The organism is Blastomonas sp. CCH1-A6 (assembly GCF_001556365.1).
Lineage (GTDB): Bacteria > Pseudomonadota > Alphaproteobacteria > Sphingomonadales > Sphingomonadaceae > Blastomonas > Blastomonas ursincola.
Genome location: NZ_LSIS01000027.1, coordinates 11,735 through 38,308, shown reverse-complemented (window position 1 = coordinate 38,308; position 26,574 = coordinate 11,735). Strand labels below are relative to the sequence as shown.

Sequence of the window (26,574 nt, the reverse complement as noted above, 5' to 3'; positions counted from 1 at the left end):
GTGCGGGGGGCGCTGACGTTCGCCGGCTCGATCTTGCTGGCGGCGACTGCCCCGTTGCTGGCGCAATCCCAGCCATCACCTGCGCCGACACATTCGACGGCCCCGCCACAGTCGGCCGCGCCAGCGCCGAGCGGCCCGGATTTTCTCACCCGGCCCTTTGGCGCAATCCGGCCCTTGCCGAGCGGCATCAGGCTGAGTGGTTCGCCGGTGCAGGGTGCCCTGTTGCGCGGCACCGCGCCCCGGGGCGTGACCGCGCTCGATCTCGACGGCGTCCAGGTGCCGGTCGCGCCCGATGGTGCGTTCCTGCTCGGTTTCAACCGCGACGCGCCGCCACTCGGGGTGCTGACCGTGACCTTCGCCGACGGGCAGGTGGTGACCGAACCGCTGTCGATCGAACCCCGGGCGTGGCGACGCGAGTTCGTCGCCGTTGCCGCCCGCGGCGGGGTGCCGGGCGAAGCATTCATGGCGCGGCGCAAGCCCGAGCTAGAGATGATCGAGGCGGCGCGCGCCCGGCAATCGGACAGCTCAGGCTGGCGTCAGCAGTTCATCTGGCCCGCCACGGGCCGCGTTTCGGGCATATTCGGATCGCAGCGCATCTACGCAGGTGAACCGGGCAGTTTCCATAGCGGCGTCGATGTCGCAGGTGCCGTCGGGACGCCGGTCGTCGCGCCCGCGGACGGCGTGGTCATCCTCGCCGCGCCGACGCCTTTCTCGCTCGAGGGCAACCTGCTGATGATCGATCATGGCATGGGGCTGAACAGCGCGTTCCTGCACCTGTCGGCGATCGATGTGAAGCTCGGCGATACGGTGCGCCAGGGGCAACAGATCGGGCGAATCGGAGCAACGGGCCGGGCCACCGGACCGCACCTGCATTGGAGCATGAAGTGGAACGACGCCCGGATCGACCCGCAACTTCTGGTGGGTCCCATGGCGCAATGAAATAATATTATTTCGCAACGATTCCTGAACGACCGGTAAATGTGGCGTTCATGTTACAGGTTCGCGTAAAACTGGCCCTATAAACCCCCCTCGCGCTTTACATCCAGCGGAACCGGCAGTTAGCTGAAGCCAAGGTCTGGGGAGACCGACGGGTGTCATTTCGCTGCGTGTCGGCCCCTGAGCGCCTTAGTTTTGCGCATTGCACATAACCGCACAGGGGTTGCATCACATGAGAATTTCTTCACGCCTGTTTGCCGGGGTCGCTCCGGTCGTTCTGGGGATGGCACTGACCGCTGCCCCCGCATTTGCCCAAGAACAGGATGCCCAGGACCAGGAAGCGGCTTCGGATGAAGTCGACGCTTCCGCCATCGTCGTCACCGGTTCGCGCATCGAACGTCCCAATGTGGACTCGCCCTCGCCGATTACCTCGATCACCATTGCTGATCTTGCGGCGGGCGGCCAGGTGACCCTGGGCGACGCGCTCAATGATCTCCCGGCACTGCGTTCGACCTTTTCCCAGTCGAACTCGACCCGCTTCATCGGCACCGCCGGTCTGAACCTGCTCGACCTTCGCGGCCTGGGCACCAACCGTACGCTGGTAGTGGTCAACGGGCGCCGTCACATCACGTCGCAGCCGGGCACGCCGACCAGCGTCGACGTCAACACCATTCCGACCGATCTGGTCGAACGCGTCGATATCGGTACGGGCGGCAACGCTGCCGTTTACGGTGCTGACGCCGTGGCCGGTGTGGTCAACTTCATCATGAAGCGCGACTTCGAAGGTTTCCGCCTCCGCGCCCAGGGTGGCATCTCGAGCGAGAGCGACCGTGGTTCCTATTTCGTTTCGGCGACTGCGGGTGAAAACTTTGCCGAGGGCCGCGGTAACGTTGCGGTGAACGTCGAATACGGTTTCGCCAACGATGTCTATTACACCGACCGCGACTCCGTCTATGGCGCATTCACGGGCCGTAGCCAGTTCCAGCTGACCGAGAACACCATCGGCGAACCGGCAGCCGGCAACGGCATTCCGGACAACACCTTCCTGCGCGGTATCCGCAACAACAACATTTCGGAAGGCGGTCTGTATACTTCGACCTGCCCTACTCCTGCTTCAGCTGCCAATGCCGCCCGCCGTGCACTGAACTGCAACGGCCTGCTCAGCAATACCGGCCAGCCGCTCGGTTTCACCTTTGTGTTCCTGCCCGATGGCACGCTGGCGCGCAACGAAGTCGCACAGGACTTCCGCACCGTTGGATCGGCCAACGCACAGGGTGGTCTGGGTTCGACGCTGCGCCTGACCGGCCAGCTCAATCCGGAGATTGAGCGCATCGCGGTCAACACGCTGGCCAGCTATGAGTTCAGCGAAGCGTTCCGGGCGTTCCTCGAAGCGAAATATGTCCGCATCAATGCGATCCAGGAAGGTCAGCCGACCTTCTTCAACAACACCTTCAGCATCAACAACGCCTTCCTGACGACCCAGGCGCGCAACACGCTTGTCCAGTCGCTGGCGCCGGGTGCAACGACCTTCACCGCCCAGCGCTTCAACGTCGACTTTGGCGGCCGCGGCGAAGACCACCAGCGCGAAACCTTCCGCATCGTCGGTGGTTTCGAGGGCACGTTCAATGACGACTGGAAGTATGAAGTCGCCCTGAACTACGGTCGCTTCGAATCGTTCTACCGTACCGAGGGCAACGTGCATGTCGCGCGGTACAACAACGCGATCAATGCGGTGCGCAATGCCGCAGGCCAGATCGTCTGCGGCATCAACGCTGATGCTACGGCAGCCAATGACGATCCGTCGTGCGTGCCCGTCAACCTGTTCGGAAACGGACAGCCGACCCAGGCGGCTCTCAACTATTTCGTCGTCGATTCGACGCGCGTACAGAGCGCCGAGCAGATCAACGCCACGGCCTATGTCGCAGGCGACCTCTCGCAGCTGTTCGAACTGCCCGGTGGTCCGGTCAGCTTTGCGATCGGTGGCGAGTATCGTGATGAAACCGCCTTCTCGGCATTTGATGCGCTGACCCGCTCGGGCGCGACGTTCCTGAACGCCATCCCTGTGTTCGATCCGCCGCGGCTCAAGAGCTACGAAGCGTTCGGCGAAATCCGTATCCCGATCCTTTCGGAAGTGCCGTTCTTCCACGAACTGTCGCTTGAGGGCGCAGGCCGTATCGCCGATTACAATATCGGCAACTCGGGGACCGTCTACACCTACAATGTAGGCGGCGTCTGGGCCCCGGTCCGGGATCTGCGTTTCCGCGCCAGCTATGCACGCTCGGTGCGTATTCCCACCCAGAACGACCTGTTCGCAGCACCGAGCCAGACCTTCCTGAACGGCCTGGTCGACCCTTGCGGTCAGAACAACATCAACAATAACCCCAACCGCGTCCGCAACTGCGCTGCAGCCGGCGTCCCGGTGACGGAAGTTGTCAATGGCGTCACCATTCCGTTCACGAACATCCCGGCGTCGGGTATTCGCGGTCTGAATGGTTCCAACCCGAACCTGTCGGAAGAGCGTTCGGACAGCATCACCATCGGCGTGGTTGCGCAGCCGCGTTTCATCCCGGGGCTGACGGTGTCGGTCGACTACTATGACATCACCATCGACAACGTGATCTTCTCGCTCGCGCCGCAGACAATCATCAATCAGTGCTATGACGCCCCGGGCGGCATCAACAACCCGTTCTGCGCAGCGGTCTTCCGTCGTCCCGACGGCACGTTCCGCGGCCAGCAGAATCGGAATGTCGGCGGCGGCACCGTCAACTACGACGTTGGTCCCAACGATGCGTCATTCCTCTCGGGGCCGTTCAACTTCGCAAAGCAGATTGCCGAGGGCGTTGATGCCGATATCAGCTACACGGCAGTCGATGGAGACATTCGCCTGAACCTCCGCGCGGTCGTGACCTATGTCATCCGCCGCGATAACTTCACCGACATCAATCGTCCTGAATTTATCGACCAGCAGCTGCTGGAGCTGGGCGATCCGCGTTGGGCAGCGAACTTCAATGTCGACATGGACTTCGGCAAGTTCGATATCGGCTATCGCATGCAGTTCATCGACAAGATGGCAATCACCGCCCAGATCGAAGCTGTTCGCTCGGTTCAGGGTCGTCCGCCGGAAAATCCGGATGCCTTCCCCCGCGACTTCTATCCGCGCGTGGTATACCACAATATCCGCGCCGGTCTGGACGTGGATGATCGGTTCCGTATCTACGGCGGCATCGACAACATCACCGATCGCCAGCCGCCTCTGGGCCTGGATGGCACCGGCGCCGGTTCGGGCATCTACAACAATATCGGCCGCTTCTTCTATGTCGGAGCGGAAGCCAAGTTCTGATGGCTTTTGGCCTGCGCGATTGCCCGCATGGGCGATCGCGCAGACCGGAACGAAAAAGGCCGCGCCTCTCGGGAGGCGCGGCCTTTTTCGTTCCGGATGATGTCGGTCAGGTCACTCCACCCGCTTGGCGCGCACAGCGCGCTTCTTGCCAACGCGCAGGAAATAGCCGCCCATCACGCCGGCCTTGATCTCGACCTGATCGCCGACTTCGGGATTGTAGGTCATCGCCTCGGTGGTCTGCCAGACCGCCCCTTCGGGTATGCCGATGTTCCAGCGGCCGCCTTGTGCCTTGCCCAGGCTCTTGATGGTGGTGACGAGGGTCTTGTCCTCCTCGCTGTCATTGTCATTGCCGCCGAAGATCGAAAGATCGGGAAGGCGGAAACCGAACAGCGAGCGCTTGGTCTTCTGGACCTCCTTCTCCTCGACCACCACGATCTGCTTGGAATCGACGGCCGCCGAGAGCCTGGCCGAGGCACTGTCGAAACAGGCAAGGCGCTGGCTGTTGTCCGCGATGCCGCGACAGGCGTTGAGCGCTTCGAACAGTTCCGGGCTGGGGGGAGGGGGCGACTTCTTGCGATCCTGCGCGGCTGCGGGCGTGGCCAAAAGGCTGGCAACCATGATCGTGCCGGTGATGAACTTGCTTCCCTGCCTCATTTCCTGCTCTTTCGACTGTTGATCGGGCCGCAACGCATAAACCACCCGGCGCCCATGTGGGAAACGGTTTTGGCAGCGGGGCGGAATCTGCCACCGATGTCAGGGCGCGGCGCTATGGCAATGCGATGCGGCAGCGGCATGAAGGACGTGTGACTTTTATGCTACATTCGGCGGAAAAGCGTTGAATTTCCGCCATCCAAGGTTGCGCAGCTTTCGTGCTTTGCCCTACACCAGCGCAATGGTGGGCCATAGAGACCCTCCAGAACTGGGTTTAGCCATGCCTGCGCGGCGGGGCGATCAAGGGGAAATACCACATGAAGACGCAATTTAAGCTGAGCTTGCTTGGCACCAGCCTCCTCGTCGGTGCAGCATCGCTCGCAACGCCTGCCTTCGCGCAGGATCAGGAGCAGGATCAGGCTGCTTCGGGCGATTCGACCATCGTCGTGACCGGCTCGCTCATCTCGAACCCGAACATCGAGCGCGCTGCGCCGGTGAACGTGACTTCGGCCGACGAAATCGACCTGCTGCAGTCGAACGTCGCTGAAGAAATCCTTCGCGAAATCCCGGGTATCGTCCCCTCGATCGGTTCTGCCGTGAACAACGGCAACGGCGGTAACTCGTTCGTCAACCTGCGCGGTCTGGGATCGAACCGCAACGTGGTCCTCCTGGACGGCACGCGCGTTGTTCCCGCTGAACTCCAGGGTCGTTTCGACCTTAACAACATTCCGCTGGCGCTGATCGAGCGCGTCGAAGTGCTGACCGGTGGTTCGTCGACCACCTATGGTGCGGACGCTATCTCGGGTGTCATCAACTTCATCACGCGTCAGGATTTCGCTGGTCTCGAAGCGACCGCTGCGTCGCAGATCACCGAGCAGGGCGATGGTCACACCGTCCGCTTCGACGTGACGACCGGTGCCAATTTCGATGATGGCCGCGGTAACGTCGTGCTGAGCGTTGGCTATCAGACCGCCGATCCCGTGTATCAGGGCGACCGTCAGATTGGCCGCAACACGATCGGTTCGGTCAGCGGTGCTGGCGCTGGTTCGGGTACTTCGGTTCCTTCGCGTCTGACCGTGACTGGGCTCGGCACGCTGCAGATCGATCCCACGGGCAACACCCTGGTTCCGACCTATGCGCCGTTCAACTTCTCTCCGGACAACATCTTCCAGACGCCGTTCGAGCGCTTCAACATCTTCGGTGCGGCCAAGTACGAAGTGTCGGATGGTATTGAAGTCTATACCCGCGGTCTTTTCTCGAAGAACACGGTCGACACCATCATCGCACCCTCGGGCGCGTTCGGTATCGGCGTGACCATCCCGCTGAGCAACCCGTTCCTGCCGGCTGGTATCCGCAACCAGTTCTGTAACAACTTCGACTTCAATGCTGCAGTTAATGGTATCCAGTCGCTGACCGCTGCGCAGTGCGCTGCTGCTGCAACCGCTGTCAATCCGACTGACCCCAACTATCGCACCGTGACCACCGCGCTGTTCCGCCGCGCTGTGGAAGCAGGTCCGCGTATCTCGAACTATCAGAACACCGTGTTCGACTATAAGCTGGGCATTCGCGGCGGTATTACCGACACGATCGACTTCGACGTGTTCGGCAGCTACGGCCAGTCGGACCAGGTCCAGACCATCAAGGGTTACACGCTCAACTCGCGTGTGCGTGACTCGCTGCTGGCGACCAACACTGCCACCTGTTTGAGCGGCAACGCTGCTTGCGTTCCTGCCAACTTCTTCAGTCCGCAGGTCGGTGGTCTCACCCCCGCCATGGTCGCTTACCTGGTCGGTGAATCGACCGTGCAGACCAAGACCACGCTGGCTCAGGCACGTGCGACGATCAGCGGTGACTTCGGTGTTGCCAGCCCCTGGGCGACCGACCCGATTTCGTTCGCCGTCGGTGGCGAATATCGCAAGTATACCGCGCAGATCTCGTCGGATACCCTGGCGCAGTCGGGTGATCTCGGCGGTGCCGGTGGCGCGCAGCCGAACGTCGATGGCGGCTTCGACGTTTATGAAGCGATCGGTGAAATCATCGTTCCGATCGTGCAGGGCAAGTCGTTCTTCGAAGACCTCACGCTGGAAGCCGGTATCCGCTATTCGGATTATGGCATCGATGCCGTTGGCGCATCGGGCTACAGCACCACGACCTGGAAGGTCGGCGGCAGCTGGACTCCGGTGACCGGTGCAAAGGTGCGCGGTTTCTATGCTCGTGCAGTTCGTGCTCCGAACATCGCTGAACTGTTCTCGCCGCAGAATACCGGCCTGACCAGCCTGACGCGCGATCCCTGCGCTTCGATCAACGACAATGGCGTCCGCATCAATGCTGGTCCGACCGGTGCAGTGCGGGACGCGTGTCTTGCTCAGGGCGCGACGCTCGCCAACATCAACTCGATCAACCTGCCGATCGCAGGCCAGGCGAACGCCACCACCGGTGGTAACCTGGCGCTGAACCCGGAAACGTCGAACAGCTATACTGTCGGCCTGGTGCTCGAGCCCGCGTTCATCCCCGGCTTCACGATGACGGTTGACTATTTCAACATCAAGGTCACCGGCGCCATCACGACGCCGTCGCCCGACGACGCACTCGACGCCTGCTTCAATGCGCCCAGCGCAACGAACCCGGCTTGTACTGTCATCCGTCGTGATCCGATCACCGGTGGTTTGAACGGTGACCCGGCCACCACGCCTGGTCTGTTCACGGCGCTGTCGAACCTTGGCCGCCTGGCAACCGACGGTGTCGACCTGACTATGAACTATCGTCGTGACATCGGATTTGCCGATCTGTCGCTGGCGTTCGTCGGTACCTGGACCAACAAGCGCACCTTCCAGTCGACCCCCACGGATATCGTCCGTGACTGCGTCGGCACCTACAGCGTGAACTGCGATCAGGGCATTCAGCCCGAGTTCCAGTGGACCGTCCGTACCACCCTCGGCTTCGAAGGTGTCGACGTCTCGCTGCTGTGGCGCTACCTGGATGGCTCGACGTTCGAAAACTTCAATCCTGCTCGGGAATGCGGCAACCAGCCGCGTCCTGCCGGTGCAACTCCTTCGCCGAACCTGTTCTGCGGTGCGGCGCCTATCGGTTTCACCAGCCAGGAAGATTTCAACACCATTCCGGCCTACAACTATTTCGACATCACGACCCGCTTCGATCTGCTCGAAAACCTGACGGTGACGCTCACCGTGCAGAACATCTTCGACAAGAAGCCTCCGATCGTGGGTTCGGATGCTGGTCCGGTTGCGTTCAACTCGGGTAACACCTTCCCGTCGACCTACGACGCGCTTGGCCGTCGTTTCGGCGTGCAGGCTCGCCTGCGCTTCTGATCCCATCCGGGTTCAGTACCAAACAATTGGGGGCGGGTCGAAAGACCTGCCCCTTTTTGTTTGTGGGTCTCGCCAGGGCAGGCTTTGGCCCGGAAGCAGGCTAATGCAAATTGGTTGCAATAGCGTCTGAGCGTTGATACAGGCTCCCCCAGAAAAGGGGTGAGCGATGAAATTTTCTCGAGTGATTCCGGCGTTGTTGGCGACCATGACATCGGTTCCGGCGCTGGCGCAGGACAATGCTGCGGCTGCCGATGCCACCACTGAGGCGCCGCGGGACGAATCCGAGATCGTCGTGACCGCTGCGCGCACGGTTCTGCCGCCCAGCGCCTTGCCTTTGACAATCGATATCATCGACAAGCAGGCGCTCGATCAGCAGATCATCTTGTCCGGGTCAGTGACCGATGCGGTCGCAACGCTGACACCCTCGTTCTCGCCGACGCGCGGAAAGCTCTCGGGGGCGGGGGAAACTCTGCGCGGGCGTTCGCCGCTCTATGCGATCAACGGCATTCCCCAGTCGACGCCGCTGCGCGACGGTAGCCGCGACGGCTTCACCATCGACGGCTTCTTCATCGAGCAGGTCGAGCTGATCTACGGCTCCAACGCGCTGCAGGGCATCGGCGGCACCGGCGGCATCGTCAATCAGGTCACCGTCGGCGCGCCGAAACAGGAAGGGCTTTCGGGCCGCGTGCTGTTGCAGGGCACGGCGGACAATGATTTGCGCTCGGATGGCTTCGGTGGCAAGGCCGCCGGCCTGGTCCAGTACAAGGCCGACCGCTTCGATGCGACGGTGGGCGCGGCCTATGAGCGGCGCGGAGTGTTCTACGACGCGCGCGGTCGCAATGTGGGCATAAACCTGACCCAGGGCGAAACCCAGACGTCCGACGCCATTTCGCTTTTCGGTCGCTTCGGTTACGCCCTGTCGTCCACCGCGCGGCTCGACCTTATGGCCAGCCGTTACGAGCTCAAGGGCGATGGAGACTATGTCGCCGTCGCAGGCAACCGCCTGACCGGTCTGCCGACCAGCGCGGTCAAGGGCACGCCGCCGGGCAAGCCTGCGGCCAACCGCACCGAGAGCCTTGCGCTGTCGCTGACCGACACTGATCTCGGCGGCGGCAATTTCGTTAGCCAGATCTTCTTCAACCGCACCCGCGACACCTTTGGTGGCGAGCTCGGCCCGATCGCGACGTTCCAGGATGTGCGCATCGCGCCCATCGGTACATTGTTCGACCAGTCGCAGAACCGTTCGCGCAAGCTGGGGGGCAAGATCAGTTATGAACGCGCGATCCCCGGTTTCGAGGATCTGACCGCGATCGTCGGTTTTGACGCCTTGTTCGACAAGACCGAGCAGCGGCTGATCGCCACCGACCGCATCTGGGTGCCGCCCACCGACTTCCGCAGCCTCGCACCCTTTGCCCAGGCGAACCTCAAACTGTTCGATGGCCTGGTCCGGCTTGCCGGCGGCGCGCGCTGGGAAAATGTCGAGATCAAGATCGACGACTATACCACCATCGCCACCACCACGACCCCGCGTGGCGGAGTGCTGGTCAACGGCGGCAGCCCCAAGTTCGACGATGTGCTGTTCAACGGCGGCGTCATTATCGAACCGGCGCAGAGCATCCGGCTCTATGCCAGCTATGCCGAGGGCTTTACCGTGCCCGATGTCGGGCGCATCACCCGCGCCATCGGCACGCCGGGGGTCGATCTCGACAATTTCCTCGACATCAGCCCGATCATCTCGAACAACCGCGAGATCGGCGCGGAGGTGAAGCGCGGCCCGATCGATGCGAGCGTTACCTATTTCTGGTCGTCGAGCACGCGCGGCCAGTTGCTCGTGGCGCGGCCAGACGGCATTTTTGATGTGCAGCGCCAACGGATCGAGATCGAGGGGTTGGAACTCAACCTGGGCGTGCAGCTGCCGATCGACGGGCTTCGCGTATCGGCAGGCTATGCGCATATCCTGGGCCGCACCGATACCAATGGCGACGACCGGGTCGATACCGATCTCGATGGCACCAACATCTCGCCCGATCGCCTCAACCTCGCTGCCAGTTTCGACCGGGGCAGGGTATCGGCGCGGGTGCAGACCCAGGTCTATTTCTCGCGCACCTTCAACGGCCTGGTGCGTGACCCACGCAACGACTTTGGCGGCTATACGCTGACCGACGCCTATCTGGGCTATGATGTCGGCCCGGGGCGCATCATCCTCAGCGCGCAGAACATCTTCAACCGCCAGTATATCGACTATAACAGCGATGTACGGCTGCCGACGGACAACCTGTCCTTCTTCGCCGGGCGCGGGCGGACGATGACGCTCGCCTGGGACATGCGCTTCTGATGAAGACGCTCGACCTGCTGCACCGCTGGGCGGGCGGACTGATCGGCCTGGTGCTGCTGGTACTGGGGTTGAGCGGGACGATCCTGATCCACCGCGATGCGTGGGTGATGCTGCCGCATGCCGATGATGCGCAGATGCAGGCCACGCCCACGATCATCGCGGCGACCGAGCAGATGATGGCCGATCCGGCGGCGCGGCCGAGCGCCATTAGCTTTGCCACGGACAGCTTCGGGCTCAACCGGCTGTCTTTCGGTAGAGAGGCGGGGGCCTATGCCGACCAGGCGGGCAACATCGTCACGCACTGGGACGATGCATGGGAGCGGCCCGAGCTCTTCCTGTTCGATCTGCACCATCATCTGCTCGCGGGCGAAACTGGCGAGATCGTCGCTGCGTCTGCCGGGCTTTGCGGGCTGTTCTTCGTGATCAGCGGCGTGATCCTCTGGTGGCGCACGCGGCGGACCTTCGAATTCCGCCTGATCCCGAGGCGGCTGAGCCGCCCCGCCATCCTGCGCCATCATCGCGATCTCGGCATCGTGTTCGCGCCGCTGCTCGCGCTGGTGATGTTCACCGGTATGACGATGGTGTTTCGTCCTGTGACCGCGCTCGTGCTGGGGCCATCGGCACCTGCGACCATAGAGGCATCCTTCAAGGCGCCCGAGGCGCAGGTCGGCGCGCTCGCCGAAAAGCCCGATTGGGCCGCAATGATCGGCACGGCGCGCAGACTTTACCCCGATGCCGAGATCCGCATCCTCAGCCTGCCAAAGGAGGCGGGCAAGCCGATCACCTTGCGCATGAAGCAGTCGGAAGAATGGTTGCCCAATGGCCGTACGACCCTCTGGTTCGCACCCGACACGGGACGCCTGATCGAAGCGCGCGATGCCTTGAAGCTGCCGGGGGCTGCGCAGGCGTTCAACACCTTCTACCCGCTGCATGCGGCCAAGGTGGGCGGGCTGGCCTATAGGCTGGTCATGACGCTGGTCGGGCTGGCGCTGAGCCTGCTGGGATCGCTCGCGGTGTGGAGCTTCTGGTTCCGCCGCAATCGTACCGCGCGGCGCGTCGCCACGGGGCAGACGGTTCCCGCCGAATAGGGCTTACAGGTCGAACAGCCCTTCCTGCGATCCTTCGGGCGGGTTGAGGCCCAGATGCTTCCACCCGCGCGCATTGAGGCAACGGCCGCGTGCGGTGCGCGCGATCAGGCCGAGCTGGATCAGATAGGGCTCGATCACATCCTCGATCGTGTCGCGCGGTTCGGAGAGCCCGGCCGCCAGCGTCTCGACGCCGACGGGACCGCCGCGATAGACATCCGCGATCATCATGAGGTACCGCCGGTCCATCGCGTCCAGTCCCAGGCTGTCGACCTCCAGCCGGGTGAGCGCGGCATCCGCCGCAGCGGCGTTGACCGTCGCATGGCCCGCGACATTGGCGAAATCGCGCACGCGGCGCAGCAGCCGTCCCGCCACGCGCGGCGTGCCGCGCGCGCGGCGGGCGATCTCGGTCGCGCCGTCCTTCGCAATCGACAGGCCCAGCAACCGGGCCGCGCGGCTGACCACCAGCTCCAGTTCTTCCACCGTATAGAAATTGAGCCGCACCGGAATGCCGAAGCGATCGCGCAACGGCGTGGTCAGCAGCCCCTGGCGCGTCGTCGCACCGATCAGGGTGAAGGCGGGCAGGTCGATCCGCACGCTGCGCGCGCTCGGGCCTTCGCCGATGATGAGATCGAGCGCGCGGTCTTCCATCGCGGGGTAAAGCACCTCCTCGACGACCGGATTGAGCCGGTGAATCTCGTCGATGAACAGCACATCGCCTTCCTCGAGATTGGTGAGCAACGCGGCCAGATCGCCCGACTTGGCGATGACCGGGCCCGAGGTCGCGCGAAAGCCCACGCCCATCTCTCGCGCGATGATCTGCGCCAGCGTGGTCTTGCCGAGGCCGGGCGGGCCGAACAGCAGCACATGATCGAGCGCCTCCGACCGGCTCCGCGCCGCCTCGATGAACACGCGCAGATTGTCGCGCGCCGCCGCCTGGCCGATGAACTCGCCCAGGGTTTTCGGACGCAGCGCCGCATCCTGGTCTTCAGGGATGCGGTCGGGGGTGAGGAGGCGGTCTGTGGTCACTTGATAGCCTTGATAAATTCATCGTGCGACAATTCGGCCTGGCGGATGATGCCTGCCAGCGTGCCGGTCTTCACTTCCTTGTGGAGCGGTACGACGGTCCCTTGGCTTCCACGTCTCATGACGGCGTCGCCGCCCCGCTGCCTTATGGGCTCAAACCCGAGCCGCTCCAGAGCCTTGACGATATCCTGACCGGACAGAACCGGCAGCTTAGGCATGTTCCTGCACGGCGAAGGTCGTGATCAGAGGTGCGCCTGTCAGCTTCATCGGAAACTCTTCCAGATAGATTTCCACCGCCTCGCGCAGATTGGCAATGGCTTCATCCAGACTATCTCCCTGGCTGGTGGTACCCGTTTCCGGATTGAAGGCAACAAAGCCACCTTCTTCGGCATGTGTCAGAACGGCGGTCACCTGCATGGCTTGGTCCTTGTTAAGCTGCGCGCATCCTAGCGCGCCGCCTTCTTCAGCGCCAGCCGTACCAGCGCGTCCAGGCTCGCTCCTTCGCCCAGCTCGCCCTCTGCCTCGGCCACCGCGCGGGCGGCTTCAGCGGGTTTGAAACCCAGGTTTTGCAGCGCGGAGACCGCGTCGGCGGCGTGGCTGCCGACCGGGACGGGGGCGCCCATGCCGCCGGGGCCGAGCGCGATCACGCCCATCTTGTCCTTCAGCTCGTTGCAGATGCGCACCGCCAGCTTGGGGCCGACGCCCTGCGCGCGCGCGATCATCGCCTTGTCGCCCTGTGCCACCGCGCGTGCCAGTTCCTCGGGGTTCAGCGCGGAGAGGATGGCGAGCGCCACCTTCGATCCCACGCCCTGCACGCTCGTGAGCAGGCGGAAACCATCGCGCTCGCTGGCCGAGGCAAAGCCGATCAGCCGCATGTCGGTCTCGCTCACCTGCATCTCGGTGTGCAACACCACCTTGTCGCCACGCGCGCCGAGGTTGGAGAGCGTGCGCGACGAGGCGAACACCAGATAGCCGACGCCGCCCACGTCGATTACCGCGTGGTCATGCGCGGTGCTGTCCAACAGTCCGGTAAGCTTGGCGATCATCTCAGCAGAACCGCATTCCAGTTTCCGTCATGCTGAACTCGTTTCAGCATCCATCGCGCCCCGGCAGCCAAAGCCGTGTGGGGCGAAATGGACCCTGAAACAAGTTCAGGGTGACGGCAAGGGGGATGGCCGACAGTTATGGCAGAGTATCAGCGGGGATGCCCCGCCAGATGCGCATGGGTGATTGCGACCGCAAGCGCATCGGCAGCGTCCGGCCCTGCAATCTGCACGCCTGGCAGCAGCCGCTGGACCATAGCGTCGATCTGTACCTTTTCCGCCGCGCCGGTGCCGACGATCGCCTTCTTGATCAGCCGCGGCGCATATTCGCCGACGCCCAGGCCCCCGCGCGCGAGGCTCAGCAACAGGCCCCCGCGCGCCTGGACGAGCTTGAGCGTCGTCTGCGGGTTCTTGTTGACATAGATTTCCTCGATCGCCGCACCATCTGGCCGGTAATCGGTGACGATCGCGGCGATCGCGGTATCGAGCTCGAGCAGCCGCGAGGGCAGGGGGGCCTTGGCGTTGGTCCTGATCTGTCCGTTCGCGATATGGCTGAGGCGATTGCCCTGATATCGGATGACCCCCCATCCGGTGGTGCCGAGCCCGGGATCGATGCCGAGGATGATGGTCATGGGGCTCACCGAAATCCCGTTTGTCCCGAGCGAAGTCGAGGGACGTGTGCGCTACGTCCCTCGACTTCGCTCGGGACAAACGGAACAGGGGTCGCTTCTGAACTACCCCAGCTTCTCCATCACCGCGTCCGATACTTCGTAATTGCCCCAGACGGTCTGTACGTCGTCGTCATCGTCGAGCGCGTCGATCAGCTTGAACAGCGACTGGGCGTCGGCTTCCGCGACATCGACCTTGACCTGCGGACGCCAGGCCAGCTTGACGCTCTCGGCTTCGCCCAGCGTCTTTTCCAGCGCGCCGGCGACGGCGTGCAGGTCTTCCATGCTGGTCCAGATGTCGTGGCCGTCTTCGGTCGATTCGATGTCCTCTGCGCCCGCTTCCATCGCGGCTTCGAGCACCTTTTCCTCGTCGCCCGCGCTCGCCGGATAGGTGATCAGGCCCATGCGGTCGAAGCCGTGGCTCACCGCGCCCGATGCGCCCAGATTGCCGCCGTTCTTGCTGAAGGCGGTGCGGACGTTGGTCGCGGTGCGGTTGCGGTTATCGGTCAGCGCCTCGACGATCAGCGCGATGCCACCGGGGCCATAGCCCTCGTAGCGGATTTCCTCGTAATCCTCGCCACCCGCGGCAGACGCCTTGTCGATCGCGCGCTGGATATTGTCCTTGGGCATCGACTGGGCCTTGGCGGCGTTGACCGCCAGACGCAGGCGCGGGTTCATGTCCGGATCGGGCAGGCCCATCTTGGCCGCGACGGTGATTTCGCGGCTGAGCTTGGAGAACATGGCCGAGCGCTTCTTGTCCTGCGCGCCCTTGCGATGCATGATGTTCTTGAATTTACTATGGCCTGCCATGGCGGGTTTCTGCCTGTCTCTTCGGGTGGAAACTGTGTCTGGTGCGCGCCCTTACACCAGCGGGGGCGATCAAAGCAACCGCTGCCACCAGCCAACATCGCGCCAGCCGCCCAGCTTCCACCCGACCTCGCGATAGGTGCCGACGGGGACCATGCCCATCGCCTCGTGCAGTGCGATGCTGGCCGGGTTGGGCAGGGCGATTCCGGCGAACACGGCGTGGATCGATCGCGCGCGTAGCCGATCGAACAATGCGGTATAGAGCGCGCGGCCCACGCCTTGCCCCCGGGCATGATCGGCGATGTAGATCGCGATATCGGCCGAGGTCGCATAAGCGGCGCGGGTGCGGTGCGGGCTGGCATAGGCATAGCCCAGAATGGCGTCGCCCCGTTCGGCCACCAGCCAGGCGTGCGACTGGCCGTAATCGGCAATCCGCCGCGCCATTTCGGTGGCATCGGGCGCTTCAGTCTCGAAGCTCACCCAGCTGTTTTCAACATAAGGTGCGTAGATGGCGGCGAGCGCGGCTCCGTCGTCGAGGTGACCGTCGCGGATCTCGAACGCCGCCATCGCGCGATCAGCCGAGGCCCAGGGCGGCCTTGTAGGTGTCCAGGATCGCTTCCATTTCCTGGCGATCGTGCGGCTCCATCTTCCGCAGGCGGACGATCTGGCGCATGATCTTGGCGTCATAGCCCTGCGACTTGGCCTCGTTATAGGTATCGCGGATGTCGTCTGCGACGCCCTTGCGCTCTTCCTCAAGGCGCTCGATGCGTTCGATGAAAAGGCGCAGCTGGTCGTCGGCGGAGATGGTTTCGCTCATCGCAAAGGTCTTTCAGCAAGGGTTGGGAGCACCGGGCGAATCCCGGCGCGGAATCAATCGGAGCGCCCCCTTAATGGGAGGGCGCGTTCTTCGCCACGCTTTCCTTCATCCGGGCGAGTTGCTCCTCGGTTGCCTCGCCCTGATAGCGCGATTTCCAGGTGGCAAAGTCCATGCCGTAGATCAGCGCACGCGCGGCATCGCGGTCGGGCGCACCGCCGGCTTCCATCACCCAGTCGGCCAGGCAGTTGCGGCAGAAACCGGCGAGCCCCATCAGGTCGATATTCGCCGCATCGTGGCGATGGCGCAGATGCGCAACAAGGCGCCGGAACGCAGCGGCAGCAACGTCATCGGGGATATCGACTTCCACAGGCGGGGTGGGGACGGCATTGGTCATGGCATTTTTTCCAGTTCGGTTTTGCGATTGGCGGCGCTCTGCCCTAAGCAGGAGCCGAGTGCGCCGCGAAGACGTGCAAACGTTCGCGGCTTCGACCAGTTCAAGGGAAGATTATGAGCAAGACTATCGCCAAGCGCAGCCGCAAGGTCAAGATTCTGGCGACGCTGGGCCCTGCCAGCAACAGCCCCGAAATGATCGAAAAGCTGTTCCGCGCCGGGGCCGATGCCTTTCGCGTCAACATGAGCCATGGCGAGCATGCGACGCATGCCGCGACGATCAATGCGATCCGCCAGATCGAGACGAAGCTGCAGCGTCCGGTCACGATCCTGTGCGATCTGCAGGGCCCCAAGCTACGCGTCGGCACGTTCGAGGGTGGAAAGGCCTTTCTCAAGCACGGCCAGCATTTCACGCTCGATTCGAATCCGGAACCCGGCAATGACCAGCGCGCCTATCTGCCGCACAAGGAGATTTTCGCCGCGCTCGACAAGGGCCAGCGACTGCTGATCGACGATGGCAAGATGGTGCTGCGCGTGCTGCGCCCCGGCGAAAGCGAGATTCTCTGCTCGGTCGAGGTCGGAGGCTTCATCTCCGATCGCAAGGGTCTGAACGTCCCTGACAGCCTGGTGCCGATGGCCGCACTGACCGAGAAGGACCGGCGTGACTTGGCCTTCGCGCTCGACATGGGCGCGGATTGGATCGCGCTCAGCTTCGTGCAGCGGCCCGATGACGTCGCCGAGGCGCGCAGCCTGATCGGCGGACGCGCGGCGCTGATCGCGAAGATCGAGAAGCCTGCCGCGCTGGCCTCGCTCGACGCGATCATTGAACTTTCTGACGCAGTGATGGTCGCGCGCGGCGACCTCGGCGTCGAAATGGCGCCCGAAGAGGTGCCGGTGATGCAGAAGCGGATTGTCGAGACTGCGCGCCGATCGGGCAAGCCGGTGGTCGTCGCCACGCAGATGCTCGAATCGATGATCACCAGCCCGTCGCCGACCCGCGCCGAGGTGTCGGACGTCGCCAATGCGGTCTATGACGGTGCCGATGCGGTGATGCTCTCGGCGGAAACCGCAGCGGGCGAATGGCCCGAACTCGCCGTGGGCATGATGGACCGCATCGCGACCCAGGTCGAAAGCGACCCCGGTTATGCCGCGCGCGTGCACTTCATCGAGACCTTGCCCGATGCGACCACGGCGGATGCGCTCTCGGCCGCGTGCAGCGAGATTGCCAACACGGTGCGGGTGAGCGCGATCGTGTGCTTCACCCTGTCCGGCTCCACCGCACGGCGCGTGGCGCGTGAGCGTCCCTCGGTGCCGGTGATGGTGCTGACTCCCTCGCGCGAGACCGCGCGGCGCGTGGGCCTGCTCTGGGGTGCCTATCCGGTGGTGACGCGCGATATCGGGAGTTTCGAGGAGATGATTGGCAAAGGCAAGCGCATGGCGCTGCGCCATCATTTTGGTGAAGCGGGTGGCCGGATCATTGCGCTGGCGGGGGTGCCGTTCGGAACACCGGGATCGACCAATGTGCTGCACATCGTCACGCTGACCGGCGAGGAGCTCAAGGGCTACAAGGGCTGAGCGTCTATTGCGGCTGATAGGCCAGCGGATGGCCGAGCAGGGTGCGGTCGCGCGTCAGCAGCCGCGCGCCGCTCTGCTGCGCCTGGACCAGCAGCAGCTCGTCGAACGGGTCCTTGTGCGTGATCGGCACGAGCAGCGGCGTGGCTGCGGTCTGGGCGTCGAGCGACATGACTTCGAGACCCATCCGATTCAGCGCGCCAAGCACTGGCGTCGGATCGCCTGGCCCCTTGCGCGCGCCGGATACATGAAAGCTGTTCCACTTCAGCCGCAGTTCCCAGATGGCCACTGCGGAAACAAGGACCTCGTTTTCGATCGCCGTCAGCGCTGTAAGTTCGTGGCCGGTCAGGGCAGGGCGCTCGACTGCAAGCCAATAGGCGATATGCGTGTCGAGCAGCAGCCTCAATCTTCAAGGCCCAGGACGTCGCGACTGAACGCAGGATCGTCGAAATTCTCGGGAAGTCTGATCGCGCTGGAGTCCCAGCCTATTTCGGCCAGATAAGCGTCAGCCGCAGCAAAGTTCAGTGGCCGCTTGGCCATTGCAGATGTCAGCTCGACCACCGCGCGGCCATGGCGCGTAATGACGACCCGCTCGCCTCGCATGGCGGCGGCAATGGCTTCGGAAAATCGGGCCTTGGCTTCGCGGATCGACAATTCCATAGACCGCAAATACCATAATCCGTGACCCTTAAGTAGTCACATTCTCCAGCACGCCGCGCGCAATCAGTTCTGCCTCGAGCGTGGCATGGTCGCGGAAGACATGGCCCTGCAGGCCGCACGAAACGGCGCTTTCGATATTGTCCGCGCGGTCGTCGATGAACAGCGCGCGCGATGGATCGATGTCAAAGCGGTCGATGGCGAGGCGGTAGATCGCGGGATCGGGCTTTACCAGCTTCTCCGCCCCCGACACGACAATGTCGCGAAACAGGTCGAATACCGGCGCGGTGGGGCGGAACATGTCCCAGAACTCGACGCCGAAGTTGGTGATGCCGTAAATCGGATAGCCCAGCAGCGCGAGCTTTTCTGCAAGGTCCAGCATGCCCGGCACCGGTCCCGGGATCGTTTCCAGCCAGCGCGGGACATAATGGCCGATCAGCTCGGCATGGTCGGGGTGCTCGGCAACCAGTTCGGCGACCATCTCGTCGAGCAATCGGCCCGCATCGTGCTGCGAATGCCAATCGATGGTCAGGACATTGGCAAGAAAATGGTCGAGCTCTGCCGGATCGTCGATCAGCTTTGCGTAAAGGGTGCGGATATCCCATTGATAGAGGACATTGCCGACATCGAAGATAATGGCATCAACCGGCTGCATATCGCCCCCTCAGGCACGCAAGCAAAAGGCCCCGGACCATGCCGGAGCCCTTACTCCATTCCAAACCTTGTCCGGCGCGCCAGATGACGGCGCGTCGGGCCGATCAGCCCTGGCGGGCCTTGAAGCGACGGTTGGTCTTGTTGATCACATAGGTGCGGCCGCGACGACGGATCACGCGGTTGTCGCGATGACGATCCTTGAGCGACTTCAGCGAATTGCGAATCTTCATGACGTGGGCCCTTGATTGAAATCGGATTGGGGTCATGGCGTCCGTGGCCAAGCGCAGCTGCGCAATAGCCGGGCCGGAACATCCATGCCGGAAAGCGGCGCGGATACGTGGAGGGGCGCACAAAGTCAAGCATCGGCGCGGCGGCCCATGGCAATTTTTTGGCCGCTTCATTGGCCATTCATGGCGAAACGGGTTAGGCATGCCTCGGGCAGGCTCGCAAGGCCGGGACCGGGAAAGGGCGCAAATATCATGGCTTTTCTTCGCAGATCTAACATGGCGGTGCTGTGCGTTGCATTCGCCATGGCCGCAGGGTTGGGCGGCTGCGTTTCGCCAGCCGGGCCGGTAGAGGCCGTCCGCTTCGTTTCGCCCGATCGCGCCAGCGAACTTGGACGCGGCCCGATTCGTGTGGTCGCTGGCGAGGGGGTGGACAGCAATGCGCTCGAATATCGCAGCTATGCCGCCGCCGTGGAGCGCGAACTCGAGCAGATCGGCTATCAGGTGTTGCCGGTTGGCGCGCGCGATGATGCCGACATCCAGACCGCAACCGTGCGGGTCGAGCGTGCCGTGCTCTCGCCCGTCGGCGATGACCGCGGTCCGGTCACGGTGGGCGTGGGCGGCGGCACCGGCGGCTTCGGCTCGGGGGTCGGAGTCGGCATAGGCATCAACCTGGGCGGGCGCCCGAAAGGCGAGGTGGTGACCGAGATGTTCGTCAATATCCGCGCGGGCGACGGCACGATCCTGTGGGAAGGCCGCGCCAGCGTCGAAGCGCGCGAAGGCTCGCCGATGGCCGAGACGCAGCTCAATGCGTCGAAACTGGCCCAGGGGTTGTTTACCGGCTTTCCCGGTGAGTCCGGAGCGACTATCAGCGTGCCATGACTCAGGCACTCATCCCCAGCATCACCGCCGCTTTCGATTCCGGAAACATCGTCAACCATGGTCTGACGCAGCTGCCCGATGGCGGCTGGCGCGCCGAACTTGCTATCCGCAAGGACAAGGACTCGGACTTCTTTCAATGGTTTCACTTCCGCGTCGCGGCGCAGCCGGGGACCGATCTGGAACTGGTGATCACCGGGCTTCGCGAATCCGCCTATCCTGATGGCTGGCCCGGCTATCGCGCCTGTGTCAGCGAGGACCGCGACTATTGGGGCCGGGCGGAGACCAGCTATGACGCGGCCGTCGGCGCGCTCACGATCCGCCACCAGATGGGAACGGGCGTTGCCTGGTTCGCCTATTTCGCGCCCTATTCGATGGAACGGCACCACGATCTGGTCGCCGAAATGGCGAGCCGCCCCGGCGTGCAGCATCGCGAGCTTGGCCTCAGCCTCGATGGCCAGCCGATCGATTGCCTCGACATGGGCGAGGGGCCGGTGCAGGTCTGGCTCTATGCGCGCCAGCATCCTGGCGAATCCATGGCCGAATGGTGGATGGAAGGTGCGCTGGAAAAGCTGACCGATCCTGCCGATCCGCATGCGCGGCTGCTGCGCCAGAAATGCACGCTGCATATCGTACCGAACATGAACCCCGACGGGTCGCTGCGCGGGCATCTGCGCACCAATGCCGTCGGCGTGAACCTCAACCGCGAATGGCACGCGCCGAGCGCCGAGCGGAGCCCCGAAGTGCTGTGCGTGCGCAACGCAATGGACGCAAGCGGCGTGCACTGGGCGATGGACGTGCATGGCGACGAGGCAATCCCGCACGTGTTCATTGCCGGGTTCGAGGGTATCCCGTCCTGGAGCGACGAGCAGGGCGCGCGATATAATCGTTATCGTGATCTGCTGGCCGCGCGCACGCCCGATTTCCAGACTGCCAAGGGCTATCCCAAGGCGGGGGCGGGCAGGGCGAACCTTTCCATGTCGACCAACCAGCTGGCCGAGCGGTTCGGTCCTTCGCATGGCTGCGTGTCGATGACGCTGGAAATGCCGTTCAAGGACAATGACGATCTGCCATGCCCCGACCAGGCCTGGAGCCCCGAACGCTCCAAGCTGCTGGCGCATGACTGCCTGGCAGTGCTGGCGGAGATGATTGCGGGCTGATCGCTGCGCCGTTCATCGCGATGCAAGGGTAACCGGTGCATGTTCCGTGGCGCCACGGAAAGGATTCGCCATGCCCGCTCCCCGCAGCCTGATCGCCGCCGGTCTCATTGCCACCGGCGCTGCGCTGTTCGCGTTCCAGTCGCTCGCCCTTGCCGATGATGCGCCCGCCAAGCCATCGCGCGTACCGCCGGCCGAGGTGGTCGGCGAGCCGGTGAGTTGCATCAATATTGCGCAGATCCGCGGCAGCCAGGTGCGCGACAACCAGACGATCGATTTCATGATGGCGGGCGGCAAGGTCTATCGCAACGAACTGCCGCAGCAGTGCGGAAATCTGGGCTTCGACCGGTCCTTTACCTATTCGACCTCGCTAACCCAGCTGTGCAATGTCGATATCATCACCGTGTTGCAGAATGTCGGCGGCGGCCTCCAGCGCGGAGCCAGTTGCGGCCTCGGCCAGTTCACGCCCGTCAAGCTGATCAAGCAGCCGAAGCGCAGATAAGCGCAGCTCAGCTGAGCGCTATAATCGCGAAACAGGTGGCCAGGCCAACGCCGATCGTCAGCGGAATGCCCGCCTTGAAGAAGTCGGTGAAGCGGTAATTGCCTGCCGCATAGACCAGGGTGTTGGTCTGATAGCCGATGGGCGTTGCAAAGCTGGCGGACGCGGCGAACATGACAGCGATGACCAGCGGGCGCGGGTCGATGCCGAGATCGGTGCCCAGCTTGATCACGATCGGCGTCACCAGGATCGCCACCGCATTGTTGGTGATGATCTCGGTCAGCAACACCGAAACCACATAGACCGCAAACACCACGGCCCAGACCGGCGCCTCGACGAGGAAGGGCGCGAGCGCGTTCACCACCATCTTGACGCTGCCTGCCTCTTCCAGCGCCAGCCCGACGGCGAGCATGCCGAAGATCAGCACCAGCACATTTCCGTCGATCGAGCTCCACGCCTCTTCGGCATCGATGCAGCGCGCGATCAGGATGAAGCCGACCGCGAGGATCGCGGCGACCTCGATCGCCAGCACGTTGAGCGCCGACAGGATCACCACTGCTGCCAGCGCGCCGATGGCGAGCGGGGCCTTGTCGCGGCGAAAAGCGCGTGCGCTGGTATTGGTGATGCCGAACAGGTTGGGGTTTTCGTACATCCGCGCGATGTCCGCCTTCGATCCGGTGACCACCAGCTTGTCGGCGGCATGGATCTTGGCATTGGGCAGGTCCGACCGCGGCAGGTTGCGATAGCGGCTAAGGCCCAGAATGCGCACATTGAGCAGCGACAGGAAGGGGATGTCATACAGTCGGTTGCCGATACTCGGATGGCTGGGTGCGACCATCGCCTCGACCACCACCTCGCCCATCGGACCGACATCGCCCTTGCGAACGATGCCGACCTTGAAGTCCTGGCTCTTGCGCAGCGACATCAGCTCGGGAAGGTCGGTGCGGATCACGACCACGTCGTCAGGCTGCAGGATCTCGCTCGCCAGATTGTGGCGGATATAGCGCCCGTCGCGCTTGATCGCGGTGACCTGGATCTTGGCGCGCTTGGCGATCGGCGTCTCGCCCAGGGTCTTGCCGCGCAGCGTCGAGGCGTTGCGGATCGTGAGCTCGGTAACGAACACCTCGTCGCTGCCGGTACTGCCCGCTGGCGCGGCCTCGTCCTTGGGCAGCAGCCAGCTGCTGAATGCGGCCAGCATGATCATGCCGGCAACGCCCGCGATCAGGCCATAAGGCGTGATCTCGAAAATCCCGAAAGCGGGCTGGCCGTTGGCCCTGGCGACCGAATCGACGATCAGGTTGGTCGAAGTGCCGATCAGTGTGGTGGTGCCGCCGAGGATACAGATGAAGCTGAGCGGGATCAGCAGCTTCTTCGCCGAATAGCCGGTCGCCTGGGCCAGGCGCAGGATGATCGGGATCATCACCACAACCACCGGCGTGTTGTTCATGAAGGCCGAGGCCACATAGACGCCCAGGAACATCTCGGCGACCGCCAGTCGCGGGTGCCGCGCGGCGCGATTGATGATCGCGCCGGCGATCGCATCGATGGTGCCGGTTCGCAGCAGCGCGCCCGACAGGATGAACATCGCCCCGATGGTGATCGGCGCGCTGTTCGAGAAGACCGAAAACAGCTGCTTGGAATTGATGATGCCGAGGAACAGGAAGGCGCAGGCCCCCAGGATCGCGACCACCGCCGCCGGAAAGCGTTCCAGGATGAACCCGACGAACATTAGGCCCAGAATGGCCAGGCCGATCGGCGCCTGCCAGGTCTCGATAAACAGCCTGATGTCGTCCAAGGCTGTCTGCCCCCGTGTCGCTTGAAGTGGGACTATGCTCTAGCCGCTCTTGAGTTCCGCTGTCAGCCGCAAACTCGCGCGCCAGAACAGGAAGGCGGGGATAAGGCCCAGCCAGGCCGCGCCGTAGAGCACCCAGCGCACGCTGTCTTCGCCGGCATAAGGCTGGAAGGCATCGGACATCATTCCGAAGAATAGCGGGCCCAATCCCAGGCCGATCAGGTTCTGCGAAAACAGCATCACCGACGCCGCGACCGCGCGCACTTCGGGCCGCACCAGACCCTGAACACAGGCATAGACGGGCCCATAATACATGATGTTCATCGCGGTCGGCAGCACCAGCAGCGCCAGCGCGACCTTCCAGTCGGTCGCCGAATAGGCGAGAAACAGGATGGGGGCTGCGAGCGCGATGGCGAGCGCCGGACCGGTGAGCAGATGCTTGCGGTCACGCTTGCCGAAATGATCGGCCAGCTTGCCTCCGCCCCAAGTGCCGATCATGCTCGATATCCCCAGCGTCACGCCGAGATACAGCCCCGTCTCGCCCGGGCTGAGCCCGAAATTGCGTATGAACAGCACTGCCACCCACACGCCCTTGCCATAAGACAGGAAGGCGATCAGCCCGCCGGCGATGCACAGGAAGACGAAGCAGCGCGATGTCACCAGTTCCTTCAGCGCCTCGCGGACCGGCACCTGAACCTTGGCGGCGGGCATTGCCGCCCCCTTGAGCATACCGGCGCGGCGCGGCTCCTTCATCAGAAACGGCACCAGCAGCGCGAGCAGCACGCCGGGCATGCCGACCACATAGAAAGCGGTGCGCCAGCCATAGGCATCGGCGAGGCCGCCGCCGATGACCATGCCGAGCAGCGATCCGATCGGAATGCCCAGGCCATAAAAGGCGATGGCCGACGAGCGCTTGTCGGCAGGAACGCTGTCGGTGATCAGCGAATGCGCCGCCGGGGTGCAGCCCGCTTCGCCCACGCCGACACCGACGCGGGCGAGCAGCAGCTGCGGAAACGTCCGCGCCGCGCCGCAGGCCATGGTCATTGCCGACCAGATCGCCACCGACCAGGCGATCAGCGAGACACGGTTGGTGGTGCTCCGGTCGGCATAGCGCGCGATCGGAATGCCCAGCAGCGTGTAGAACAGCGCGAAGGCGAGGCCCGTCATCAGGCCCAATTGGGTATCGGAGAGCTGGAAATCGCGCTTGATCGGTTCCGCCAGGATCGAGACGATCTGCCGGTCGAGAAAGTTGAAGATATAGATGATCATCAGCGTCCACAGCATCACGCGCGGGCTGGATGCGCCCTGGAGCGACGAAGGGGCAGGTGGCGTGTCTGCGGCCATGGTCGGCGGCACACCGGCATCGGCTGCCGGGTTGCGGGTGACGGTCATGCACTCTCCTGTCGCGCCGCATTCTTGCCCTCGCGGGTCAGCGGTCGCTTATGAAAGCCATGCTAGCCATTTGCTGCCGCGAGGCAATCACCCTGCGACAAAATGTGACGTGAACGTCAACTGCCGCTACGGCACAGGTGGTTCAGCGGTAAGGGAAAAGCGCGTTCAACCGCATTGCGCGCGATGGAGCAGCTTCTGGTCGGCCAGGACGAGTGCCATCATCGCCTCGACCACCGGGGTGCCGCGGATGCCGACGCACGGGTCGTGCCGGCCCTTGGTGACAATCTCGCTCGCCTTACCCTCACGGGTGATCGTCTCGACCGGGGTGAGGATCGAGCTGGTCGGCTTGAACGCGACGCGCACCACCACCGGCTGGCCGGTCGAAATGCCGCCCGCGATGCCGCCGGCATGGTTGGCGAGGAATTCGGGACTGCCATCCGCACCGGGGCGCATGGGGTCGGCATTGGTCTCGCCGCTGAGCCGTGCGGCGGCGAAGCCGTCGCCGATCTCGACGCCCTTGACCGCGTTGATCGACATGCAGGCAGCGGCGAGTTCGCTGTCGAGCTTGGCGTAAAGCGGCGCGCCCCAGCCGGCGGGGACGCCGGTGGCTACGCATTCGACGACAGCACCAAGGGAGCTGCCCGACTTGCGCGCGGCATCGACCTTCGACTCCCAGCGCTTCACGGCTTGCGCGTCGGGGCAGAAGAACGGGTTGCGCGCGATTTCCGCTGCGTCGAAGCGGGCTGGATCGATCGCATCGCCGCCCAGTTCGCAGACATAGGCGGTCAGTACCACCTCGGGGATGACCAGCCGTGCAACGGCGCCTGCCGCGACCCGCGCCGCGGTTTCGCGCGCGCTCGACCGGCCACCGCCGCGATAGTCGCGAAAGCCGTATTTGGCGTCATAGGCATAATCGGCATGGCCCGGGCGATAGGCCTTGGCGACCTCGCCATAGTCCTTGGAGCGCTGGTCGACATTCTCGATCATTAGCGAAATCGGCGTGCCGGTGGTGCGCCCTTCGAACACACCCGAAAGGATGCGCACCGCATCGGGCTCCTGCCGCTGCGTGGTAAAGCGCGAGGTGCCGGGGCGGCGCGCGTCGAGAAACGGCTGGATGCAGCTTTCGCTCAGGCTCAGCCCCGGAGGGCACCCGTCGACCACCGCGCCAAGGGCAGGACCATGGCTTTCGCCCCAGGTGGTGAAGCGGAATACGCGGCCAAAGGTGTTGAAGCTCATGCGGCTGTCCCGTCAGGCAGAAAGGATTTGCGCGCGCTTTGCGGCATTGCGCGTGCGCTGTCCAGACGGAGAGCCAAGTTAGGTA

The 26,574-nt window shown here is 63.7% G+C and carries 26 protein-coding genes; 9 read left to right on the top strand and 17 right to left on the bottom strand.

Going from position 1 to position 26,574, the window contains the following annotated elements; genetic code table 11:
* Nucleotides 1-939: a M23 family metallopeptidase gene (locus AX735_RS01155; protein ID WP_231749976.1), complete on the top strand. Its 939-nt coding sequence runs from the start codon at nucleotides 1-3 to the stop codon at nucleotides 937-939.
* Between the two features lie 229 nt (nucleotides 940-1,168).
* On the top strand, nucleotides 1,169-4,276 hold the full coding sequence (locus AX735_RS01150) for a TonB-dependent receptor domain-containing protein (RefSeq protein ID WP_082750859.1): 3,108 nt from the start codon (nucleotides 1,169-1,171) through the stop codon (nucleotides 4,274-4,276).
* A gap of 111 nt (nucleotides 4,277-4,387) precedes the next feature.
* Here AX735_RS01150 and AX735_RS01145 read toward each other — a convergent pair whose 3' ends face one another.
* On the bottom strand, nucleotides 4,388-4,930 hold the full coding sequence (locus AX735_RS01145) for a hypothetical protein (protein WP_137775575.1): 543 nt from the start codon (nucleotides 4,928-4,930) through the stop codon (nucleotides 4,388-4,390).
* Between the two features lie 314 nt (nucleotides 4,931-5,244).
* Here AX735_RS01145 and AX735_RS01140 point away from each other — a divergent pair, with 314 nt between their 5' ends.
* The 3 genes from AX735_RS01140 to AX735_RS01130 all read left to right on the top strand — a co-directional run bounded on the left by AX735_RS01140 (nucleotide 5,245) and on the right by AX735_RS01130 (nucleotide 11,679).
* Complete coding sequence (locus tag AX735_RS01140; RefSeq protein WP_066274350.1) at nucleotides 5,245-8,256, top strand: TonB-dependent receptor domain-containing protein; 3,012 nt, start codon at nucleotides 5,245-5,247, stop codon at nucleotides 8,254-8,256.
* Between the two features lie 166 nt (nucleotides 8,257-8,422).
* Complete coding sequence (locus tag AX735_RS01135) at nucleotides 8,423-10,591, top strand: TonB-dependent receptor (protein ID WP_066274346.1); 2,169 nt, start codon at nucleotides 8,423-8,425, stop codon at nucleotides 10,589-10,591.
* Nucleotides 10,591-11,679, top strand: a complete 1,089-nt coding sequence (locus tag AX735_RS01130; RefSeq protein ID WP_066274344.1) for a PepSY-associated TM helix domain-containing protein — start codon at nucleotides 10,591-10,593, stop codon at nucleotides 11,677-11,679. Before AX735_RS01135 ends, AX735_RS01130 begins: the two co-directional genes overlap by 1 nt.
* 3 nt (nucleotides 11,680-11,682) lie before the next feature.
* On the opposite strand, the gene ruvB is transcribed toward AX735_RS01130, so the two are convergent.
* The 9 genes from ruvB to AX735_RS01085 all read right to left on the bottom strand — a co-directional run bounded on the left by ruvB (nucleotide 11,683) and on the right by AX735_RS01085 (nucleotide 16,431).
* Nucleotides 11,683-12,705 (bottom strand): Holliday junction branch migration DNA helicase RuvB, encoded by a 1,023-nt coding sequence (ruvB, locus tag AX735_RS01125; RefSeq protein ID WP_066274342.1) that lies wholly within the window; start codon nucleotides 12,703-12,705, stop codon nucleotides 11,683-11,685.
* On the bottom strand, nucleotides 12,702-12,920 hold the full coding sequence (locus tag AX735_RS01120; RefSeq protein WP_066274337.1) for a type II toxin-antitoxin system HicA family toxin: 219 nt from the start codon (nucleotides 12,918-12,920) through the stop codon (nucleotides 12,702-12,704). Before AX735_RS01120 ends, ruvB begins: the two co-directional genes overlap by 4 nt.
* On the bottom strand, nucleotides 12,913-13,119 hold the full coding sequence (locus AX735_RS01115; protein ID WP_066274336.1) for a type II toxin-antitoxin system HicB family antitoxin: 207 nt from the start codon (nucleotides 13,117-13,119) through the stop codon (nucleotides 12,913-12,915). The genes AX735_RS01120 and AX735_RS01115 overlap by 8 nt, the downstream gene beginning before the upstream one ends.
* 29 nt (nucleotides 13,120-13,148) lie before the next feature.
* Nucleotides 13,149-13,748 (bottom strand): Holliday junction branch migration protein RuvA, encoded by a 600-nt coding sequence (ruvA, locus tag AX735_RS01110; protein WP_066274335.1) that lies wholly within the window; start codon nucleotides 13,746-13,748, stop codon nucleotides 13,149-13,151.
* Between the two features lie 149 nt (nucleotides 13,749-13,897).
* Nucleotides 13,898-14,377, bottom strand: coding sequence for a crossover junction endodeoxyribonuclease RuvC (gene ruvC, locus AX735_RS01105; RefSeq protein ID WP_066274332.1), 480 nt, complete (start codon nucleotides 14,375-14,377; stop codon nucleotides 13,898-13,900).
* Between the two features lie 102 nt (nucleotides 14,378-14,479).
* Nucleotides 14,480-15,223, bottom strand: a complete 744-nt coding sequence (locus AX735_RS01100; RefSeq protein WP_060977054.1) for a YebC/PmpR family DNA-binding transcriptional regulator — start codon at nucleotides 15,221-15,223, stop codon at nucleotides 14,480-14,482.
* Nucleotides 15,224-15,292: 69 nt separating this feature from the next.
* Entirely contained in the window at nucleotides 15,293-15,787 is a 495-nt protein-coding gene (locus AX735_RS01095) for an arsinothricin resistance N-acetyltransferase ArsN1 family B (RefSeq protein ID WP_066274330.1), read from the bottom strand.
* Nucleotides 15,788-15,794: 7 nt separating this feature from the next.
* The gene (locus tag AX735_RS01090) at nucleotides 15,795-16,037 is read right to left on the bottom strand and encodes a DUF2312 domain-containing protein (protein ID WP_060977056.1); all 243 of its coding nucleotides are present in this window, start codon (nucleotides 16,035-16,037) and stop codon (nucleotides 15,795-15,797) included.
* A 70-nt stretch (nucleotides 16,038-16,107) separates the two neighbouring features.
* Nucleotides 16,108-16,431: a DUF1244 domain-containing protein gene (locus AX735_RS01085; RefSeq protein ID WP_066274328.1), complete on the bottom strand. Its 324-nt coding sequence runs from the start codon at nucleotides 16,429-16,431 to the stop codon at nucleotides 16,108-16,110.
* Nucleotides 16,432-16,544: 113 nt separating this feature from the next.
* Here AX735_RS01085 and pyk point away from each other — a divergent pair, with 113 nt between their 5' ends.
* Nucleotides 16,545-18,002, top strand: a complete 1,458-nt coding sequence (pyk, locus tag AX735_RS01080) for a pyruvate kinase (RefSeq protein ID WP_066274326.1) — start codon at nucleotides 16,545-16,547, stop codon at nucleotides 18,000-18,002.
* 4 nt (nucleotides 18,003-18,006) lie between these two features.
* Here the strand turns inward: pyk and AX735_RS01075 are convergent, their stop codons facing one another.
* From AX735_RS01075 to ykgO, 4 genes are all read right to left on the bottom strand, one after another.
* Entirely contained in the window at nucleotides 18,007-18,405 is a 399-nt protein-coding gene (locus AX735_RS01075; RefSeq protein ID WP_066274323.1) for a type II toxin-antitoxin system VapC family toxin, read from the bottom strand.
* Nucleotides 18,402-18,659 (bottom strand): type II toxin-antitoxin system Phd/YefM family antitoxin, encoded by a 258-nt coding sequence (locus AX735_RS01070; protein ID WP_066274320.1) that lies wholly within the window; start codon nucleotides 18,657-18,659, stop codon nucleotides 18,402-18,404. Before AX735_RS01070 ends, AX735_RS01075 begins: the two co-directional genes overlap by 4 nt.
* Nucleotides 18,660-18,687: 28 nt before the next feature.
* Nucleotides 18,688-19,311: an HAD family hydrolase gene (locus tag AX735_RS01065; RefSeq protein WP_066274319.1), complete on the bottom strand. Its 624-nt coding sequence runs from the start codon at nucleotides 19,309-19,311 to the stop codon at nucleotides 18,688-18,690.
* A gap of 103 nt (nucleotides 19,312-19,414) precedes the next feature.
* Entirely contained in the window at nucleotides 19,415-19,540 is a 126-nt protein-coding gene (gene ykgO / locus AX735_RS01060) for a type B 50S ribosomal protein L36 (protein WP_003046794.1), read from the bottom strand.
* A gap of 249 nt (nucleotides 19,541-19,789) precedes the next feature.
* Here ykgO and AX735_RS01055 point away from each other — a divergent pair, with 249 nt between their 5' ends.
* The 3 genes from AX735_RS01055 to AX735_RS01045 all read left to right on the top strand — a co-directional run bounded on the left by AX735_RS01055 (nucleotide 19,790) and on the right by AX735_RS01045 (nucleotide 22,072).
* The gene (locus AX735_RS01055; RefSeq protein WP_082750858.1) at nucleotides 19,790-20,416 is read left to right on the top strand and encodes a hypothetical protein; all 627 of its coding nucleotides are present in this window, start codon (nucleotides 19,790-19,792) and stop codon (nucleotides 20,414-20,416) included.
* Entirely contained in the window at nucleotides 20,413-21,573 is a 1,161-nt protein-coding gene (locus tag AX735_RS01050) for a M14 family metallopeptidase (protein ID WP_066274316.1), read from the top strand. The genes AX735_RS01055 and AX735_RS01050 overlap by 4 nt, the downstream gene beginning before the upstream one ends.
* 70 nt (nucleotides 21,574-21,643) lie before the next feature.
* Nucleotides 21,644-22,072 carry a hypothetical protein gene (locus AX735_RS01045; protein WP_066274315.1) on the top strand — a complete coding sequence of 143 codons (429 nt, stop codon included), beginning with the start codon at nucleotides 21,644-21,646 and terminating at the stop codon, nucleotides 22,070-22,072.
* Between the two features lie 7 nt (nucleotides 22,073-22,079).
* Here the strand turns inward: AX735_RS01045 and AX735_RS01040 are convergent, their stop codons facing one another.
* From AX735_RS01040 to aroC, 3 genes are all read right to left on the bottom strand, one after another.
* On the bottom strand, nucleotides 22,080-23,864 hold the full coding sequence (locus AX735_RS01040) for an SLC13 family permease (RefSeq protein WP_066274311.1): 1,785 nt from the start codon (nucleotides 23,862-23,864) through the stop codon (nucleotides 22,080-22,082).
* 39 nt (nucleotides 23,865-23,903) lie between these two features.
* Nucleotides 23,904-25,253: a spinster family MFS transporter gene (locus AX735_RS01035; protein WP_082750857.1), complete on the bottom strand. Its 1,350-nt coding sequence runs from the start codon at nucleotides 25,251-25,253 to the stop codon at nucleotides 23,904-23,906.
* A gap of 165 nt (nucleotides 25,254-25,418) precedes the next feature.
* The gene (aroC, locus tag AX735_RS01030; protein WP_066274310.1) at nucleotides 25,419-26,489 is read right to left on the bottom strand and encodes a chorismate synthase; all 1,071 of its coding nucleotides are present in this window, start codon (nucleotides 26,487-26,489) and stop codon (nucleotides 25,419-25,421) included.
* Between the last annotated feature and the right edge of the window lie 85 nt (nucleotides 26,490-26,574).